We start from the raw sequence: 20741 nt of genomic DNA, 5'->3' as shown, positions 1-20741 counted from the left end.
CCCCTACGTCGCATAAGCCATTTTTTGCACTCGTGATAGATGCTGTTTTCGCGTCACCTCGGGGCAATGCAATTGCGACACGACAGCATTCTCTATATCCCATTGAGCTTGTTTTGCTCTTCTCTGGTCAAATGCGCGCGTTGACTATCACCTAGCGGCCCGAGTCCGAGAATCGCGATCGAACTTGCCGGGTTGTAACTGAGAGCCTCACCTTTGCGCTTCTTTTTAGGATCGTCGTCATCGTCGCCCCCCGAATCGCCAAAGCCCTCGACCTGAACCGTGATGATCCAGTGACGTTGTGGCACGCCCGAGGCATTGTTTCTCACGAGGTTTTGTGCCATCTGCGTCACCGCCGAAGTTGTCGAGGAGACGGCGGCCAGCGCTCCGGCATCAACGCCCGCCGGTGTTTGCAGCCCGTTCGATTGCCCTTGCGTCTGAATGTTGTCGGCATTCGCGACGTGCAGCGCAGCGATGTTCAGATTGCCAGACACGCGAATCCCCGCGTCGCCCGCATCGACAGTGCCGCGAGGCGCGAGCAGATTGACGTCGCCCGGTTGCGCGCCCGGAATGGTCTGCAATGTCGCGATGCCGGCGCCGCTCACCGCACCACGCGCATCCAGCGTGCAGTAGTGGTTGATGTCGCACACATAGAGCGGCGGCGGCACGTCGGCGACCGATTTCGAGCCCTTGCCGGCATTGATGTCGCCGTTCGAACTCCAGATCGTCATCGCGCCGCCTTGCTCGGTGAAGATCCGGCTTTGGGCGAGCAGCACGCTCTGATCGGTGAACATGTTCACGTCACCCTGTTCGAGCGTCAGAATCCCCATCGTGTTCGGCCCGGCCACCACCGTACCGCTCGAATTGACCAGCTGCGGCGGCGCCGACGTGCTGCCGATCAACGCTTCGCCGCCCGGCCCGAGAATCGATACGTTGCCGCCCTGCTGGGTTTGAATGGTCGAACTGCGAATGTCGAGATTGCCGGTGCTGACCAGTTTGCTTGCGCCGTTGCTGCCGCCGTTCAGATCGTTCGCGGTGTAGCCGAGCGAGGCCGGGAACAGCGTGTTGATCGCCTGATAGCCGCGCGCGTATTGCTGGAAGAATGCACTCGACGTGTTGTTGTAGTCGTCGCCCACCTGGGTCAGCACGCTGAAAAGCACTTGATCGACGAACAGCCGCTGCACGTAGTCGGGCAAGGCCTTGAATTGCGTCCATGCGTCGGCGGCGCTCAGCGGTTTCGGCGTCGACTTGCCTGCCGCGAGACCCGTATCGACAACCTGCCCCGCATCGTATTGCTGCATGAACGCGACCAGCGCGGGTGTCGTGCTCGACACGCCCGGCACGACACTCGCCGGATCGATATAGGTCGAGATGAAGCTCTGCTGATCGATGCCCGGCCCGACGCCGAAGAGCACCTGCACGTTCGCACTCTGATGCGGCAGGAACGGATTGTTCGCATTGCCGATCGCGTCGATACCGGTCGTGAACGAGGTAGAGCCGTTCAGCAGCGAGCCAAGTTGCGTGACATTAGTCAGCGGCCCGATATTGCGGCCGGCCTCAATGTCGAAATAGCCCGGACCGCTGAGTACGAGACTCGGCACCACCGGATTGTTCGCTTCCAGCGGCGTATCGTAAATGTCCCGACCGGCGACGATGCGCGTGACGTCCGCATCGCGCAGGTTTTGTCCCTGGAACGCGAGGTTGACGATGTCGCCGCCGGCATAGATCAAGGCGGGTTTGTCGGCATTCAGGTACAACGTCGAGCCGTCGAAGCCTGTCGAGTCCACGGCGCCATTCATGATATTGCCGGTGAGGCTGTAGATGTGCACTGGCTCTGTATCGTCCGCGTGCAGCGGTGTGCTGTCGTGCGCGAGCGTCGGGTCGGACGGCTGGATGAAGCTTTGCGGCGCCGACGCGGTAATCGGGTTGAGCGGCGACGGCATCGTCGACGGATCGGCGTCGATCAGGCCGAAATTGCTCAACCGCATCTCGGTGTTGTCGGTCAGGTTCGCGAAACTGACCGACTGGCTGGCGATCAGACTCAGATTGCCGGTCGCCGAAGGCGTCAGTTCGCCCGCGCTGGCGATCGCGATGCCGCCGTTCGGCGCAGCAAGGTCGACCGTGGCGGGCAACACGGCGCCGCCGCCTTGCGTATCGTCGAGCAGCACCAGCGTGCTCAGCGTGCCGAGCGATACGTTGCCCGTGACGGCCGCGACTGTCACCGCGGATTGTGCCGAGTAGCCCTGAGAGTCGACCTGTTGTCCGTAGCCGCTTTGCAGCACCGGACCGGTCAGGTAAGACGGATCGAATACCCCACCGATGTCGGCACCCAGCCGCGCATTCACGTCGAACGTGCCGTCCTGCAGCGCCAGCAACGTGGCAGCCGGTCCGGCGAATGCACGCAAACCGCTGGACGAGGTATAGGTCTGGCCGTCGGCGGCGATGCTGCCGCCAGCGGTGATCATGCCTGCGCCTTTCGCGACGAAGTAGTCGCCCGACAAAATATTGCCGCCCGCCGTCACCGACAAGTTGCCGCCGCCGACCGTATTCACCACCGGACTACCGGCCGCGTTGGTCGACAGATACCAGGTGGTCGGCAACGACACGGCGAGATCCGTGATGTTGCCGCCCGCCGCGATCGACACATTGCCGCCCGCGCTGAGCACACCCTGGTCGAAGCCGCCGAAATTGATCGAGGTCTGCGTCAGCTTGCCGTCGGTTGCCGGATTGCCGAGCTGCATCCATTGCCACCAGAACTGGCTAAGGTTCGCGTTCGGCGTGCCGGTCCGCGAGCCGGCGGCATCGTCCTGCACGTTCTCGATGCCGTTGATGTCGTTGCCTGCGCGGATCGAGATGTCGCCCGCAGCATCCGGATTCACCGTCGGCGACACCAGTTGATCGGGACTATGCTGCGTCGTACTGCCGAGCAGGATGTTCGCTGTCGTGCCGGGCGCGGGCGCCGCGGTGTCCGGCGTGCCCGCGGTATAGATCACACCGGGAGCGGTGCTGTCCAGCAGCGACACATCGTTGGCGGCGGCAATCTCGATACTGCCGGTGCCGGTGCGAATCATGGTCGGCGCCATGATCGGCAACCCTTGTGCGTCCACCCACGCGAAATGACCGTCGAGGGTGACATTGCCCCCGACGCTCGCGGCGACTTGCGACGGCGCTTGCAGTGCGCCAGGGTCGGCGCTTTGCAGATTCGCGCCGGCGATCAGCCGGAAACTCGAACTCGTGCCACTGTTTAACGACGCGCTCGCTAACGGCAATGCATTACCCGACACGGCAACCGGCGACGGTGAATTGTCGGTGGCGGCATCGAGCACCGGTAGCACCGGCGCCACCACTTGCGCAGGCGCCTGCAGCACGGCGATCACCGGAGTCTGTCCATTGGTTTGCGCCCACTTGACGACGGCGTCCGCGTAGCTCTGATACTGCTTCAGGTAGGTCAGATACGCGGTAGCGTCCGCCGCCTGCACTCCGGCCGACGGGACGGCCGGCGCGGTGGGCTGACTGGCCGGCGCAGCGCCGGGCTGGACCCATGACGTGCCGTTGCCGCCCTGCGCGCCGCTCACGTACAGGAACAGCAATCCTTCGGTGGCGTGCCCCGATGCGGCGGCAATGGTCGGATCGGAGGCGCCGGTCAGGTAGTTTTCGTAAGACTGATAGAGCTCGTAATACTGGATGATCTCATCCGGCGTACCGGCGATCGCGTCGTATCGATCCGGCGCGAAGGTGACTTGCACCGGCGCCTGAGCGTGATAGATGCCGTTACCGGTCGGGTTGAAGCTATACAGCGCCGTGCCGTAATACGCGCTGGCGTAATCAAAGTGGACGAGGTTGTACGCGTCGGCCGGCGTGCTCGCGATCGGCGTGCCGCTGGCCGTCGGGTTCGCCACCTGGAAAAACCCATCCGTTAAACTCGCCTGCAACTCCACGTTGTGTTCCGCGCGGAACGCAATATCCGGCGCCTGCCCTTCATAGCGAAACGCCAGATCATTCGACGAACTGCCCGCGCCCAGATTCCAGTTCGTCAGCACCGAGATATCGCCGCCGTTGATCGTCGTGCTCGGATTGTCGAGTTCAATCCCCGGGACTGCATGGAAATTCGCGATGTTCGCAAAGCGGTTTTCGAACGTGAAGCCCGGGTTCTCGACGAAGTTCATCAAGGTGCCCGCGCCCTGCGTCGAATCGCCGTTCAAATAGCCATAGAACGTTTGATGATCCGCGTTCGCCGTGGTCGGCGTGAAGAAATCGCTCGACAGATAGGTCGTCAGCTGAGCCGCCGTCATCGACCCGGCGGTGTAGTTGAGCACCGTGTTGCCGCTCTGATCGGTGAACGTGCCCGACACTAGATTGCCCGTGCTGTCGTACCAGCCGGCCGGATCGACGATTGCGTCGAAGTGCGTCGGGCCAGCGCCTGGATCGGTCGTGCTCCACACCGCGAACGCTTCCAGACCGACACTGCGCGCGCCCTTGATCTGCGCGCCCGTGTCGATCGTCACGTTGACGTCGCCATTGGTCAGCAAGGGCGCGCGCAAATTCACAGTGCCGTCGGACAGGCCGCCTGCGCTGCCGCCCGACACGTCGATTTTGGCTCCCGGTCCAATCGCGATCGCGCCGGAATTCGCCGATGACACGCTTTCGTAGCCGTAGGTCGGATTCAGTTGCACGACTCCGCCCACGGTATCGGGCGTCGCCATCGTGCCGATGTTGACGGTGCCGCCACGCTGAGTCGTATCCGAACCGCTGGCGTTCAGCGTGCCTTCGACGTCGACCAGGGTCTTGCCGTACAGGTCGATCGTGCCGCCCGCCTTGCCTGACGCGTCGATAGTGCCGTCGATCGTCACGGCGCCCTGACTCGTATCTGCGCCGGCCACGCCGCCGTCCGCCGTCAACGAGACCAGATGCGCGGTCAGCGTGTTACCCGACGACAACGTCAGATCGCCCGCGTCGCTTCTCACCGACACCGTCTGATTGACGCCGCTCGCCGCGAGCTGCGCGGCGAGCGCATCGAGACTCACTGCGGCGCCGCTGTCCAGCGCGAACGAGCCGCCCGCGAAACCGCTCGCCGCGCCGCCCTTCAGCGTGCCGCCCAACAGCACCCCCTGCTGCGGCGCCGACAGCGACAAGGTGCCCGCCACACCGCCGCCCACCGCCCCCGAAAAGTCGAGTGTCGAGCCGTTCTGCAACGCGATCGCGCCTTGATCCGCGGTGAGCGACAGATTGCCCGCCGGCGAATACAGCACCACGTCGAAGATCTGCTTCGACACCCCCGCCGTGCTCAGCAGCGCGCCGCCGCCGACGTTCAAATCGCCGCTGGTCGCCTCCAGCGTGAGGTTGCCCGACGGCGCGAGGATGGTTGCATTGTCGTCGATCGAGCCGCCGGTCAGCGTCAACGCGCCGCCGGCCGGCGTCAGCGTCAACGCGGTGCCCTCGGCGCCGTTCAGGTTCAGTGCGCCGAGCGTCTTCACGGTCGTCGTCGAACCGGTATCGGCGAATATGACCGGCGCGTTCAGCGTGACCGGCACGGCACCGAAATCGAACGTGCCGGAGCCCTGCCCGACGATGCCGCCGCTCGCGTTCATCGTCACCGCGCCGAAGCCCGTCACCGATTTGCTGCCGCCGCCGAAATCGATTTCGCCGCCATTGACGGTGAGCGAACCGAGGCCCGCGACGGTCGCCGCCGCCGGTGCGCCGAGTTCGTTGGTGAAGGCGATTTTCGGGGCGCTGAGCGTGACCGTCCCGCCGTCGCTCGCGAACGAACCGGCGCTGAGATCGACCGCGTTCGTGAAGCTCGCGTCGATATTGCCGACGAAGTCGATCGCGCCGAGACTGCGCAACGTGACCTGCTGCGCGCCCTGCAATTGCGCGAGACCGGCCGCACCGATCACGAAGCCGGGCAGCGCCGCAGCGGCGGCGCCGGTGTCGTTGGTGAAGGTGATCGCCGAACCGCTCGCGGTGATCGACTGCGCGGACAGCGACGCGGTCGGATCGACGCGCAGATTGCCCGACGAATCGAGCGTCAGCGCCTGGCCGCCGGTCAACGTCGCGTTCGCACCCACCGTCAACAGCCCAGGCGTGGCGCCGGTGACGTTGAGACGGGTGACCGGCGCATCTGCGCCGTTCGACACGCGCAGCAACGCACCGTCGCCGGCGATCCCTGAAATAGCAGGAGTCGAGCCGTTGGCAGGAACGGCCGGTTGGCCGATCGTGATCGCGCGGTCGGCGGAAGCTGGCAACGTGCCCTTCGCGATAATCGCGCTGCCCGCGTCGATCCTCAATCCATTCGCCGCGTTCGGATCGGACGTCCCCGGATCGGCCTTCGTGACGAGGATGATTTCCGGCCCGCTCAACGCGCTCGCGGCATCGTTCGAGACGACCACGCTGTTGGCGAGCGCATCGACCGAGATGCCGCTTTGGGTCGGCGCACGCATGCCGCCGATCAGCAGACTGCCGGCGCCCAACGCGTCGAGATCGGTCGACGACACCTGCAGATAGCCCGCCAGCGCCTGCTGCCCCGGCCCGACAATCTGGATGTCCTGCGAGCTCAGATCGACCTGCGCGGGTGCGCCGCCGGGGCCTGCGGATGCATCGAGCGTCGCGCCCAGCGACAGCGCATTGGTTGCCGCCAGCACCAGCCGGCCGGCGTCGACCGGCAGCGGCGGCGTTGCGCTCTGGCTGCCGGCGGCAAGCGCCGGGAAAAACTGGTTCGCGCTGGTCGTCGTGTACTGCGAATACTGCTGCCACACCGCCGCGGACTGCACCGCGTACAGCGTCGGCGTCGCGCTGCGCGCGCCGTTCAACGCATCGACGCTGTAGCCCGACACCAGCGCGGTGCCGTCGGGCATCACGCCGTTCGCGCCCGGCACGACCGTGCCCGACGTGTTCGCCACGGTAATCCTGAACGCGCCGGGTAACGTCGCGTATTTCGCAGGCAGCAGCGTATAGACGCCGGCCGGCAATCCCGCGATGCCCGAGAGATAGACCGACTGCCCGACAATGCCGCCGACGCTCGCGCTACCGACACCGATCATCGCCGTGGTAGTAGACGCCGAGCCGTTCGCATTGGTCGACGGCTGCGTGACCTGGGCGAACACCGGATCATAGGCGGCGACCGGCGCGCGATAACCCGGCACAATCGCGAACACGTTGGCCGCCCCGGCATTGACCGGCACGGCGACGCCGTTATTGCCCGACGCGTAGGTGATCGTGTATTGCGACAGCAGATCGCGCGAGCCACCGGTGCCCGGCACCCATTCGGACGCCTGCAGATCGCCGCCGCCGGACAGATCGATGCCCGCACCCTTCGCAAGCGACACGCTCGCACCGTTCACGCTGATCAGCTTGGCTGGCGGCGCGGTCAGATCGGGCGACGTGAGACCCGCGACCGGGTTGTATTGCCATTCGACGCCGTCGACCGTCGTGCCGTACGGAATCACCGTGCCGCCGTTCGATACCGAGGTCACGCTGCCCGGATTGAAGGTGACGGTTTGCGTGGCGGCCGGCGTCAGGTTGCCGAACTGGCTTTTGATGGCCGGATCGGTCGGATCGCCGACGCCGAACACGAGGCTGCCCGACGGCGCACGCACCGTGCCGGATTGCACGATGTTGGTGGCGTCGACCACCAGGCTGCCGCCTGCCGACAATGGCACCTGCGACGCCCCGTTGCCGAGGAACGTGATGGTGGTCGGCGTCGGCGCGCCGGTGCCGGGATCGACCGGCCCGAGTGCATCGACGATGAAAGTGTTGCCGCTCGCCGGATACACCTGCGCGGCCTTGAAGCTGAGATCGCCGGACGTATACAACGCGCCGGCTTGCAACGCGCTGCCGCCGCCGGTATCGGTTGACCACAGGCGGATGTCGCCGCTGCTGGTGAACGCCGCGTGGCCGAAGTTGGCGAGCGCGCTCTGGTTGCCGATGTCGATGAACGACGCGGTCACGGTCAGGATGCCGTCAGCGTCCGCGGCGACCGGGGTCGGCGCCAGCAGGTTGCTCGCATACGCCGGTCCGCTCAGTTCGACGTACGGCGCGCTCAGATTCACCGTCGGCGCGCCGATGGAGGTCGTGCCGGCGCTGAGCGCCGGCAGTGACGTTGCACCGACAGGCAGTGCGACGAGCTGCGACGTGTCGAGCACCAGCGCGCGGCCGAGCGACAGGTCGACATCGCCCGCGAAGGCGATCGGCGCCGGGGCCTGCCGGGCGTCGGCGCCGCGCGGCGAGCCGCCAAGCGTCAGCGTATCGATGCCGGAATTGTCCAGCCGGTCCACTGCGAATTGCAGCGTGCCGGGCGTGCCCGCGGCGGACCACGCGGGGTCGGTGAAGCTTTCTCCCGCCGTTACGCCGGACGGCACCGACTGGCCGCCTTGCCGCACGATCAGCGCGTTCGCGCCGACGAACGACAGGCCGCTCGCGGCCTGCTCCGGCAGCACCGTCAGCGAACCGCCTTCGGCCTGCGGAGCGCCGCCGTGCACATTCAGCGTCGCGTCGAAAAACAGTCCTGACGCGGCGCCGAGCGTGATCGCGCCGGCATCGCTCCAGACCGCCTGCGGCGCGTAACCGCCGCCCGGCTGCGCCATATCGAAACTGGCTGACGCGCCCGATGCATTGATCGCCGCGCCCTGTTGCGCGACCACGTAGCCCGAGTCGTCGGAGATCGTGACCGAGCCGCCCGCCAGCACGCGGCCGGTGACCGGCGTGATGACCGAGTTGCCGCTACGTACCGGCGTCGGGAGCGGATCGACGAGCGCCACACCCGACACGTCGAGCAAGGCGTCCGGCCCGAGCCAGACCGATTTGCCCGGTGTCGAATAGCCGCTGCCCAACTGCAACTGCCCTTGAGAAAAACCGTACGTGCCGAGCGAATCGGCGCTTAGCGTAATCGAGCCGCCCGGCGCGACCAGCGCGCCTTGCACGGTCACCTGGGCAGGCGAGCCGAGGCCGATGCTCGCGCCCGCATCCGCGACGATTGCCGCGCCCGCGCCGACCGACACGCCGCCGGTCACGCCCGCGTACTGCGGCGGCACGAACACGCTCGGCCCGGCGCGCCATTCGAGATATTCGCCGCCGGTCATCACCAGACTGGTCGGCTGGCGGTAGTACGGATCGAGTACGCCGGACGACGTCGCACCGGACGTCGCCAGATTCGCGCCGCCAGCGAGCGTTTGCAGCGCGAGCGTACCCGGCAGCAGATTCTGCTGCGTCAGCCGCACCTGCGCACCGGGCGCGACATTGACGTCGTAAGCGGCGTTCAGCACATATTTGCCGAAGCCCTGTTGCGCGAAAAAATCAGCGGGCAGCACCAGTTCCCACGGATGCGCCGCATGCGGATCGCCGCCGATCTGGAAGCCGAGCGCGCCGAGCGTCAGCGTGCCGCCGCCGTCGAGACCGGCGCTGCGCAACGTGCCGTCCATCACGATCTGGCCGAGCGTCGGCTGGACGGTGGGCAGTTGCGCACTGGTGGCGTCTTCGCCGAAAGCCGCCCCGGCCGGCGCCGCGTAGGTCAACAGGCTGATGCTGCCCGCCGTGCCGACCGGCACACCGCCATTCAGTTGAAGCTGTCCGTCGGCCAGCATGTGGCCGCCGCTCGACACGTCGAGCACGCTGCCCGGCGCCAGCACGATCGAGCCGCTGTTGTCGGTGAATGTGCCGTCCGGATTGCGCGCGGAGGATTGCGTCGCTGACAGCGTGATCGAGCCGCCGTTCACGTCTTGTGTGCCGAGCCCTGGCGTGCCCGTCAGCAGCGCGTCGTAGTCATTGACCCACTGGCCGGCGGCGCTGATCGAACCGTGTGGGCCGACGTCGATCCCATACGCGGTGGGCGTGCCGTTATTGGTCAGGTCGAGCGACACAGTGCCGCCCGGCGCGGACAGCGTGCCCTGCACCGAGATCTCGCCATTGGTGCCGCTCAGTTTGATCGAGCCGCCCGGCTGCACGGCGAGCGTCGTGCCCGGCGCGACCAGAATGCCCGCGCCTTGCGTCCTGTCTTCGACGACGCTGACGTTCGAAAAACCACCGCTGTTCAGCGTCGCCGTCGGCACGGTGGTGGTCGCGAGAACGTTGACCGGGTTGCTGGTGCCGAGCGCGTTCAGCGCGGCCGAATCGAGCGGCGTGTTCGCGTTGAAGCCCGGCGCGAGATCGGCGAGTTGCGGCGCGCTGTCGTCGAATACGACCTTGCCGGTTTCGCCGTTCGTGCCCGCCGTGACGCCCAGCGTCGCCGCCGGATTCACGCCCAGCGCAAAGGTGCCGCCGTCCGGCTGCGTGCCGCCCTGCACCTGCTTCTCGCCGGCAAACGACTGCGCGCTGATGTCGCCGTCGAGCACCAGCGCGCGACTCGCAAACAGATTGAGCGTGCCCGCATTGCCGCCGACGATGAAGTCGCTCTGATACGCGCCGCCCGTCAGCAGCGGGTTGTACCAGGTGTTGGTCACGTTCCAGCGCGGATGCGTTTCGACGAACTCGCCCGCGATCCCCACATACGTATCGTTCTGGCTCGCGCTGCCGATCGGCACCAGCACGCCGTTCGCATCGACGAGGCGCGTGGTCGCGACCGTGCCGCCGAGGTAATGCACATAGCCGCCGTTCAGATTGAGTGACGAGCCGTCGGCCGTCATCACGTCCGCGCCGCTCAGCGAGATCGAGCCGCCGTTGATCAGCAACTGGTCGATCGAACGCGGCATCAGGCTCACGTAGCCGGCCAGATTCAGGATCGGACTGCCCACCCACGACACGCCGTCGCTGCGCGTGCCCGACAACGTGCTGTCGACGATCACGTTGGCCATGCCGGACAGGATGCTGTCGCGCAGCAGCGGCGAATCGGCAAGCTCGTTCTGGCCGATGCGCGGAATCGTCAGCAGCATGCTGTCGACCGACAGTTGCACGTTCGCGAGGCCGGACACGTCGATGGTCGAGCCGGTGTCGAGATAGATGCGCCCCGCCACCGACGTGCTGCCCGCCGGCTGGCGCACCGAACTGAGCGCCGCCACCGACACGCTCGACCCCGGCGCTTCGACCAGCGAGCCGTCCTGGAACCACACCGAGTTCGAGGTCAAGCCGATGCTGCCTGGCGTAAAGGTGCTGTTCTGCGACGACGTCGCGGTCTCGCCGTCTTCTTCCGGCAGGTTCGCGGTAATCGAGCCGTTGCCGAACGTCAGCAGGCCGGCGCGACGCCATGCGGGCGCGTTGAGCGCGTCGGCGAGCAGCGCGCTGCCGCTGTTCGGGTCGACATACAGTGCGCCGTTCGGCGCGGCGGCGGCGACTTCGTCGACGGTCGACATCGTGATGCTGCCGGGATAGCTGATGCCGGTCGTCACGCCGACCAAGCCGTTCTGCGCAATCGTGCTGCCGAGCAGGCTGATCTGGCCGCGCGTGGCCTCGATGGTGCCGGTGTTGACGAGCGTGCCCGCAGGCGTCAGATCGACCGCATTCGCGCCCGTTCCGCTCATGATCGCGCCGCTCAGTTGCGGCAGCAGTACGTGCGGATTGGCGGGATTCGGCGCGAACGCCACGCCGACGCCGGCCGCGAGAATCGCCTGGCCGTTCGGCGTGCTGATGTTGCCCGCGTTGCTGACGTTGGGCGCGGCGATCAGCACGAAACCGCCGTCGCTCTGCGTGCTGTTCGCCTGCGACGCGATGGTCGCGCCCGCCTGGATCGTGATGTTGCCCGGCGGATGGTAGACCGTGCCCGGCGCGACCGTCACCGTGTTGCCCAGACCGAGGACTTCGTTCGCGACATTGGCGCCCGTGCTGCCGGACGCTTCCGGCGCGGCGAGGCCGTTGGTCAGTTGCAGGAACCATGCGTTGCTGGCGGCGACGTCCTGAGCGGTCTGCGTCAGCGTGTTGTTCAGATTCAGGAAATCGAGCGACGACACCACCAACGAATGCACGCTCACTTGCGAGCCGGCCCCGAACAGAATGCCATTGCGGTTGATCACGTACACCGAGCCCTGCGCCTTGACGTTGCCAAGAATCTGGCTCGGCGCGCCGCTCGGGTCTTGGATGCGGTTGAGCACCACCCAGTCATTGGCTCCGTTGCTCTGGTTTCCACCGGACTGGTCGAAGTTCAGCGTGGTCTGGCGGCCCACGTTCAGGGTCTGCCATGTGAGGATTGCGTTCTGGCCGGTCTGCTGCACGTCGACGGTGCTCTGGCCGTTCGCGACCGACTGGGTCGGCAGATTGGCGTTCTGCCACAGGGTCGAATTGGCGGTGGCGCCGGGTGCGACCTGTAGACCGCCGATCGCGAGGCCATTCGGCACGTTCGACGGGGCCGCCACGCCCGCGACGGCGGCCGCCTGCTGCGCGGCGATCTGTGCGGCAATGCCTTGCGCGGCACGGCCGAGGTTCTGTATCGACGGTTGACTGGCCTGCAGCGCCTGCTGTGGCGACACGCCCACACCCAAATTAACGCCCCGCCCTGAGGCCGCATTGCGCGCTGCGTTCATCTGCACACCAATATTCGCCAGGTTCGTAGCGGCATGCACATTCGTCGATGCGCCGGCAGCCAACATCAGCGCAATCGCCCGGTACACGGCCGTGAGCGGAGGCCGCGGTCCTTGGTTGGGCCGTAGTGTTGGACGCGGACCAACGACGCGAGTCTTCATGCTGGAATTCCTTGAACCAGATTGGATTGGCTCGCGTGGGCATGCAACACCATGCGAGTCGGATGGCGATGATCGAGATAGAACCGAGACGGATCTGTCGGAAAACCCAACACTATGCTGTCGATATGCCTATTGCGCGCCAGCGCAGCAGACGAGTAATCGGGCACCATCAAAACAGGAACGTGCTGCCGCGTCGCGTCGGACAAGACAAAATCTGGGCTCATATCGTAATGACGGAATGAGGCGCCAAAGTCCTCAATTTCCCCATCGGCCATCGCGAACGCTGCCGTGCAATAACCTGACTCAGACCACTGCGCCTCAAGAACGACTGGGTCATGTGAAGGGCGCTCGGACGCCCCTGAAACGGAAACGTTCGGGCTAGCGACACCGAACAGGACAAAATTTGGGCTCATGTCGTAATGACGTAATGAGGCGCCAAAGTCCTCATTTCTGCCCTGCCTGGGCGCACGCATAGCAGCAAGCGCGCCGTTCGGCGCCTTAAGCACAATCGCCAAAAACAAGCGAACGGCTACGTGCCGACCCTAGCAAGGTCAGTGGATCGTTACGATGAAAAAAGGTGGTGAATCTGACGAGAAGGTTCATCACGCTATGTGATGCGCCTGGGGATGTTACTGCCCCGCACTACACCCTTGTCGGGCCATGTGACGAGATGAACCACTGGACAACCAGGGCTCATGCTGTATAGACGGTATGCGTATCCCAATCCCACATTTTTTCGCTACCTCGCCCCCTGGCCTGCCCCGTCCACCGCTGGTCGAGCCGCACCAAGCGTGGGGAAGAACCGCGTTAGCTAAGCAACACGATACTGCCGGGCAGTTCCGTCACATGCGCGCCGTATTCTGCATGAATCAGCATGATCGCATCGTCTAGCTGGCGAATCGAGAACCGCGCCCGGACGCGACTTTTGCCCAGTTGAGCGTTGCGCAAAATGATCTTGCCCGGGCGATAGCGATTGATTTCATCGACCACCTGGGCAAGCGGCACGTCGTTAAACAGCAGCAAACCGCGCCGCCAGGCCGTGACCGCCGCCGCATCAATATTCGAGACCGGGCTGACGTCCCGGTCGGTATAGATGAGTTCCTGCGAGGCCGATAACATCAAGCGCTGACGCGGATGTTCGAACGCGACCGAACCCGTAATGCAGGTGACGCACACTTCGTCGTCGGTCCGCCGGACGTTAAAACGCGCACTACTGGTTTGCAACCGGCCGTTCCCGGCCACCACGATGAACGGATCGATCGATCGCAGCGGTCCAGCCGATGACATGCCTGCCGCGGCTTCAGCCTCACCAGCTAGCAATTCGATGCCGCCACGTGTCGTGTCAGCTGGCCGCAGATTGAACCGCGTCTGTGTGTTCATCTCGATCACCACATGGTCAGCGAGCATCACCTGCCGCTGCTCGCCCGTGCCCGTCCGGTAGTCAGCTGTCAGCTCACCGAGCGCAGGCCACAACTGCAGCGGAGGACGGAATGCCAGCCATGCGGCACCCGCTGCGACCGCTGTCCCCACAAATGCACGTCGTGCAGGGGAGCGGACCGCGGGTCCCGTCCATGGGCGGCTCAATGCGGTTTCCTGTTGTGCGACGACCGTCGCCGCGGCGCTGGCAACATTCCAGACCCTGCGCAATTCCTTTGCGGCGCATGCATGCGCGGGATTCTCCGCACACCAGCGCCGAAACGCCTGTGCATCCTCCAATGTCGCATTACCCGAGCGCAGCAACAACAACCACGCTTCAGCGCATTGCTCAATCGCCACCATTGCCGGATTCTCGCCAACTTCACTCATGGAAACAATATTCACCATTTACGCCGACCCTTCGCCGTTCCCTCGCGTGACGGGACCGTCTCACGCAGGCGGGTCTTGCACTGTCGCAGCGCGTAGCTTAATTCCTTTTCCACAAGGCTCAGGGAAATGCCAAAACGTTCGGCAATCTCCCGATTCACCAGGCCCTCGACAGTTGCCGCCAAAAAGATCGCCCGGCGCCGCGGCGTGAGCTCCAACAATGTTGCCTGCAAGGCCAAGATTTCCTCGCGCGCCGATGCGATGCGCTCGGGATCCGCCAACTCGTCCTCGACTTCAAACAGCTCGTCGAGTTCCCCTTCATTGAGGTGACGCGCCTCACGACGGTGCTGATCGATTGCGACATTGGCTGCCATGCGCAACAGATAGGCATCGGCATTGGTCACCGTCGCTTCTTTCATGCTGCCCAGACGCAACCACGTTTCCTGCAACGCGTCGGCTGCTCCATCCTGCGAGCCCACCATATATTCAAGCTGCCTGCGCAGCTTCGCATAGCGCGAAATGAGCAGCGTACGCAGACGGTCGCGAGTTGTCTCGGTCATGACGCTAGCCTCCTTCCGGCGACGGGCAGTCGGCCAAGATGCCACCGCCCTGCGGCCTGAACAGAATCGTGATCGGCTGTGGCATCGCCGCGGGCGGCGGTAAATCGAAAGCCAGTTGGCGCAGCGTCTGTGCAATCGCCGCGTCACGCACCGGGTCGCCCGTCGAATCCACCAGACGTGCGACTCCGACCGTGCCCGAACGGGTCACGCTCAATTGCACGAGCAGCCGATAGTTTCCGGGTCGCGTCTGCGGCGACGCGCACAGGGCCTCGCCCAATTGCTGCTGGACCAGCGCGACGTACGGGCGATAGTCGACACCGCCCGCCATGATGCCGGCAATGTCCGTGGGAGGAATCACCTCGGAGGGCGTCGCTGCTGCGGACTGCTGCGTCTGCGGCAGCGCGACGATCGCAGCGGCGGCCTCACCCAGAAACCTGACCGTGAGGCCCGTGCCCACCAGAAGGCGCTGCAGTGCCTCACGCGAAGTGTAATCGCCCTGAACCGGCGCACTCATGCGTTGCGCGATCATGCTGCTTTGGACGAGCACCGAGAGATCGGTCTGGTCAATATACGATTGGAGTGCCGAGGCCAGCGACTGTGCAGGAAGGTCAAAGTGCATCAATCCGGCGGCTCCACGGCGAGCCGGACCGGCATCCTGGGCGTGAGCGCTCTGGATCATCAGAGCACTCCAGAGCACGAAGCAGGCGCCCAGGGACAATACACTGGTGGACGCCCGTGTGCCCGTCATAAGAAAATACCGAAAGTAAGGTTACCGCACGGGTGCCGCGATTCTTGAGACAATGGGCACCTTCTTCAACCTGTCACTCTAGAAACAGAATGTGACGAGTACATGTCACGCTGGAACAACTTTTCCGGAAACTTGTTCTGCGTCAGATAACTGTTGCCAAGCCGCGGAACATGCCTAGAAAAGCCTGGCCGCACCAGCCCGCCCGAAAAAGATGCGGTTCCGCGTTATGCACCTCTAGGGGGGCCTGCGCCTTGCGCGTTTAATTGATGTTGCTCACGCACTGCACCAGCCTGAAACAGGCACAACATCGTCGCGATCGTGCCGCACACGATCAGCGTTCCTCCGAGCGCTTCAGTCCACGCAGTCACCATCATTCCCGCACCGATCATAAGGTAGTACATCAATCCGAACAACGCGCCTGCGGTGCCCAGTTTGTCTTTGTAAGCGGCAAGCGCGTGGCCGAGCACGTTGGGAATGGCGACACCGTAAGCGATGCCTCAAGACCGTCTCGACGCGAGTAGAAAGACTGGCCAGAGTAGTCCCCACCAAATCGAGAAGTGGGGACCATTTTGTCAACAGAGACGACACCGAAACGCATAGGTCGCAAGGGCCGACGAAACAATCCTGTGGAGTACCGGCGACGGCTGGCGCAGCTTGCGTGTGAGCCGGGTGTGTCTGTCGCACGCGTGGCGATCGAACACGGACTCAACACCAATTTGCTTTTCAAATGGCGCCGCGCCTATCTCGCTGGAGAATATGACGTCGGCACGTTGATGCCGGTGTCCGTAATGAACGACGCGGTTCGGTCAGCACCATCGCAACAGAGCCCCTAAGCGGCGCCCATCGAGACGCCGACATCGTGCGGCGTGATCGAAATCCTGATCGGTGCTGCACGCGTTCGTGTTGACGGCGTGCCGGACGCCAACACGTTGCGGCTTGTTCTGCAACCCCTGCGAAGCAAGGAGCCTGCATGATTGGGCTGCCTAGCGGGACCCGTGTGTGGCTCGCTGCCGGCGTCACCGACATGCGCTCGGGCTTTAACAGTCTGGCTGCGAAGGTACAGACCGTTCTCGAGCGTGATCCGTTCAGCGGCCACGTGTTCGTCTTCCGAGGCAAACGCGGCGATTTGCTCAAAGTGTTGTGGTGGAGCGGCGACGGACTGTGCTTGCTTATGAAGCGACTCGAGAAGGGCCGCTTCGTCTGGCCCCAGGCCACAAGCGGAACGGGTTGCCTGAGTGCCGCACAGTTGTCGATGCTGCTTGAAGGGATTGACTGGCGCCAACCCAAACGCACGGGCGTGCCCACTTCTGCGTTGTAAACGTCAGCGGCGCCGCGTAAACGGACCTATCCGTGATTTCGTGGGCGAGGCATATCATGAAGGATGAAAGTCATGGATATGCCAATCATGAAGAAGAAACGCACCGTCGCTTCTCAGGCAGAGGCCCGCGGGCCTCTGCCTGAACTGCCTGAAGCGCTGCTCGATGAACTGGTGAAGGGTCCGATGACGCCCACCGAGGTTCAGGACCTGATGCTGGCGTTCAATAAGGCACTGATCGAGCGCGCGATGGGCGCCGAGATGAATCTGCATCTGGGCTACCATCCGGGCCAGTCCAAACCATCGGGCCAGACCAACGAGCGCAACGGCGCGAGCGGCAAGACGCTGATCACCGAGCGCGGCCCGGTCAGGGTCGATCTGCCGCGCGACCGCGAAGGCAGCTTCGAGCCCATCCTGATTCCCAAACACGAGAGGCGTTTCACGGGCTTCGACGAGCGCATTATCGCGATGTACGCCCGGGGCATGAGCGTGCGCGAGATTCAGGCGTTTCTCGCCGAGAGCTACGGCACCGAGGTCTCTCCCGATTTCATCAGCTCGGTCACCGACGAGGTGATGGCCGAAACGCTCGCCTGGCAGAACCGTCCGCTCGAACCGATGTATCCGGTGGTGTTCTTCGATGCACTGCGCGTGAAGATCCGTGGCGACGGCGTGGTGAGCAATAAGGCGGTGTATCTGGCGCTAGGCATCCAGGCCGACGGTCAGCGTGATGTGCTCGGCCTGTGGATCGAACAGACCGAAGGCGCGAAGTTCTGGCTGAAGGTGTTCAATGAATTGAAGACCCGGGGCTGCCAGGACATCCTGATCGCGGTCGTCGACGGCCTGAAAGGACTGGCCGAGGCGATCGGCGCGGCGTACCCGCGCACGGCCGTGCAGACCTGCATCGTGCACCTGATCCGCAACAGTCTGGAATACGTCAGCTACAAGGACCGCAAGAGCGTCGCCGCAGCGCTGCGGCCGATCTATGCCGCCGCGAGTGAACAGGCCGCGCTGCAAGCGCTGGAAACCTTTGCTCAAGGGCCATGGGGAACGAAGTATCCGACCATCGTGCAGTCGTGGCAGCGAGCGTGGGAGAACGTCACGCCGTTCTTCGTGTTTCCGCCCGCCATACGCCGGGTCGTCTACACCACAAATGCCATTGAGAGTCTGAACATGCAACTACGCAAGATCATCAAGACCCGTGGACACTTCCCCAACGACGAGGCCGCCGTCAAGCTGCTCTGGCTGGCGCTGCGTAACGTGCTTAAGAAAACCGTGCGAACTGCATTCGACTGGTCGTCCGCCATGAACCAGTTCGCTATTCTGTTTGGCGAGCGCTTTACTCAGGCACGCGGTTAATTCCGCTAACCGCCTCGCACACAAAAATACGGACAGGTTCGCGTAAACTGTCGGCATGAGTTCGGCCGACACCCTTCCCGACGATATCGAAGCCCTCAAGGCGCTACTGCGCGAACGCGACGCGCGGATCGAGCGCATGCAGAATCAACTCGTGTCACGCGATGCGGTCATCGCCACCGGAAAGGCCGAGATCGAACACCTGAAGCTGTTGATCGCGAAGCTGCGTCGCATGCAGTTCGGCCGTAAGTCGGAGAAGCTCGACTGGGAGATCGAACAACTCGAGTTGCGTCTTGAAGATCTCGAAGCGGACGAAGATGCGGCACCCATAACGTCGGCCGTCGCATCGTTAGAATTTGTGGCTTCGACGGCGGCAATGGTTTCGAGGAGGCCGGCTACCGGAGCAGTCATCAGAGCGCCCAAGCCAAAAGGCGCCAGGGATGCAATGCTCGCAATTTCCTGCACATAATTTGCATATGTTTGCAAATCAGTGCTCCCTCCGGCCATAAGCTCTGCACCACCCTGTACCACCCCGGCCCATCCAATTGCTGACGAAACACCCTGAGTAGGAAAACTCACAATAAGCCCCTATAAATTTCGCAAATTATTCTGATAATAAGAATGGAAATATAAGCCACTGCAACTATCAAAAATACAGGCACGACAAACACCGTCCTCGGCTTGCCTTGTTTATCGTATGCGGCAAACCGGCTAAATTTTGGATAGTGCGGAAATCTCAAAATTAATATGATCGTCGCTACGAAGAAGCCCGCAATGATCAATATGAGGCCGCGCTTCGGCAATTCTTTATATTTGATCATATAAAAAACTACGATCAAGTACGCTGCCGAAAAAAAGGTTACGATATGCCCTAATATTACTCGCGCTTTATTCATCCGTTAACATTAATATCTTTTGTCTATGTTGATTATCGAAAATCTCACGACGCCGTTACTGCCAACTGGTTGCGAGTTTCCACGCTGATTTCGTGGAGAGGGATCGAACAACCAGAGGCGCGAATCGGTGTTGGGTATGGCGCGCCGAGAATGCGGAGATATGTTTCGTTATGCGAAGATGAAGGTATCGACAGGTCGAGCACGATCAGCGACCCTAAGTCGAGCGCCAATGATGCTACGCCAAGCCTGGCGTGAGGTCAGTTTTGGCAGTAGTGCCGCAGATTGATCATCGAATAGGCAAGTGTCTTTAGCGCGTAGTGCACGTCACTGATGCGTTCGAAGCGCAGCAGCAGACGACGGAACTTGTCTTCCCAGGCAAAGACGCGTTCGATGGTCCTGAAGCGCTCCTCGAAGATCGCCGGATCAAAGCGCTGCTTGCGCCCGCGCTTCGGTGTTTTGCGCCCACGCGGGTTCTCGGGGATGTTCGGGGTCATGCCACGATTGAAAATCGCCCGGCGGTTGTCCCGGCAATCGTAGACGCCATCCAGGCTGACAGTTGAACCCGCAGGTCCGCGCCGATGGCACGCGCCATGTCGGTGAGCTTGGGCATCGCATTACGCAACAGCGGCGATTCGTTTCGGTTGCCCGGTGCCGTCACGAACGGCGCGATGATGTTGCAGTCGCGGTCGCAGAAGGCGACCACCTTGCAGCCTTTGAGATGCTTGTGCCCGCTATATCCGAGGTTGTCGCCGCCTTTCTTCGCAGCGGTCGTCGTGCCATCGCCGTGAATGACTGAAAGGTCGAGAAGTTGGTCCTGGTGCAGAAGGTGCACCGTGCCCGCGAAAATCCGCTCGATGCTGCCATCGGCCTGCCAGCGCCGCATCATCCGGTAGATACGCGTGTGGTGGATTTCGCGGTGGCCTTCGTCATTGCTGTCGATCGGTAGCATCATCCACTGACACCCCATGTAGATCGCCTTCAGGATGTAGTTGAAGATCTTGTGCAACGACAGCGTCGGCGGCGGTCCACGTCGGCCACGACTCAGGTGTGGCAAGACAAATTCCTCGAACTGCGCTTCGCTCAATTTCGTCGGAATCGCTTGCCAGCTGGGCTTACCCGTCATTCGATGCGTCCAAAAATCTGGACTTTAGCCGATTTCCCCCGAAGCTCAGAAACCTAGTCTGGGCGGGGCTCGCAGACAAATTCGACCCGCTCGAAAAACCCGCAACCAGTTGATAATATGGCTATTGAGGTGTGGATAGAATGCGCGCTTAGGAAAAAGGCTTTTTCCGCAGCAACACTTCTGACATGAGCCCGATTGCGTCGCATACGTGTGCGCCGCGAGTCCACGCGCGGCAATTGCGGAAACATGATGTAGCAGACCAGGGATGTCAGGGACGTGCAAATCCAGACCCTGCCCTTTAAATCTACCAACAAAGGCAAATCAGTACATTGCCAGCGCCTCGTCCT

11 protein-coding genes are annotated in these 20741 nt (G+C 63.3%); 4 read left to right on the top strand and 7 right to left on the bottom strand.

What is annotated here, in order from left to right:
- Positions 1 to 92 precede the first annotated feature (92 nt).
- The 5 genes from M0954_RS07960 to M0954_RS07940 form a co-directional block, all read right to left on the bottom strand.
- The gene (locus M0954_RS07960; protein ID WP_297352521.1) at positions 93 to 12596 is read right to left on the bottom strand and encodes a filamentous haemagglutinin family protein; all 12504 of its coding nucleotides are present in this window, start codon (positions 12594 to 12596) and stop codon (positions 93 to 95) included.
- On the bottom strand, positions 12593 to 13117 hold the full coding sequence (locus tag M0954_RS07955) for a hypothetical protein (RefSeq protein WP_297352519.1): 525 nt from the start codon (positions 13115 to 13117) through the stop codon (positions 12593 to 12595). The genes M0954_RS07960 and M0954_RS07955 overlap by 4 nt, the downstream gene beginning before the upstream one ends.
- Positions 13118 to 13403: 286 nt before the next feature.
- Entirely contained in the window at positions 13404 to 14402 is a 999-nt protein-coding gene (locus M0954_RS07950; protein WP_297352517.1) for a FecR domain-containing protein, read from the bottom strand.
- 11 nt (positions 14403 to 14413) lie between these two features.
- Entirely contained in the window at positions 14414 to 14959 is a 546-nt protein-coding gene (locus tag M0954_RS07945) for an RNA polymerase sigma factor (RefSeq protein ID WP_297352515.1), read from the bottom strand.
- A gap of 4 nt (positions 14960 to 14963) precedes the next feature.
- Positions 14964 to 15638: a TonB family protein gene (locus M0954_RS07940; protein WP_297352513.1), complete on the bottom strand. Its 675-nt coding sequence runs from the start codon at positions 15636 to 15638 to the stop codon at positions 14964 to 14966.
- Between the two features lie 626 nt (positions 15639 to 16264).
- Between M0954_RS07940 and M0954_RS07935 the strand changes: the two genes are divergently transcribed.
- From M0954_RS07935 to M0954_RS07920, 4 genes are all read left to right on the top strand, one after another.
- Positions 16265 to 16540: a transposase gene (locus M0954_RS07935; protein WP_297352511.1), complete on the top strand. Its 276-nt coding sequence runs from the start codon at positions 16265 to 16267 to the stop codon at positions 16538 to 16540.
- 137 nt (positions 16541 to 16677) lie between these two features.
- On the top strand, positions 16678 to 17025 hold the full coding sequence (gene tnpB, locus M0954_RS07930; protein ID WP_297352509.1) for an IS66 family insertion sequence element accessory protein TnpB: 348 nt from the start codon (positions 16678 to 16680) through the stop codon (positions 17023 to 17025).
- An 87-nt stretch (positions 17026 to 17112) separates the two neighbouring features.
- Positions 17113 to 18378, top strand: coding sequence for an IS256 family transposase (locus tag M0954_RS07925; RefSeq protein WP_297352547.1), 1266 nt, complete (start codon positions 17113 to 17115; stop codon positions 18376 to 18378).
- A 55-nt stretch (positions 18379 to 18433) separates the two neighbouring features.
- Positions 18434 to 18844 carry a transposase gene (locus tag M0954_RS07920; protein ID WP_297352507.1) on the top strand — a complete coding sequence of 137 codons (411 nt, stop codon included), beginning with the start codon at positions 18434 to 18436 and terminating at the stop codon, positions 18842 to 18844.
- Between the two features lie 684 nt (positions 18845 to 19528).
- Here the strand turns inward: M0954_RS07920 and M0954_RS07915 are convergent.
- On the bottom strand, positions 19529 to 19765 hold the full coding sequence (locus M0954_RS07915; protein ID WP_297352505.1) for a hypothetical protein: 237 nt from the start codon (positions 19763 to 19765) through the stop codon (positions 19529 to 19531).
- A complete protein-coding gene (locus M0954_RS07910) occupies positions 19762 to 20355 on the bottom strand; it encodes a transposase (protein ID WP_297352503.1) in 594 nt (197 codons plus the stop codon). The genes M0954_RS07915 and M0954_RS07910 overlap by 4 nt, the downstream gene beginning before the upstream one ends.
- Between the last annotated feature and the right edge of the window lie 386 nt (positions 20356 to 20741).

This window comes from Paraburkholderia sp. (assembly GCF_026225065.1).
Lineage (GTDB): Bacteria > Pseudomonadota > Gammaproteobacteria > Burkholderiales > Burkholderiaceae > Paraburkholderia.
The sequence above is the reverse complement of the archived record's forward strand: the minus strand, read 5'-3'. Positions and strand labels throughout refer to the sequence as shown.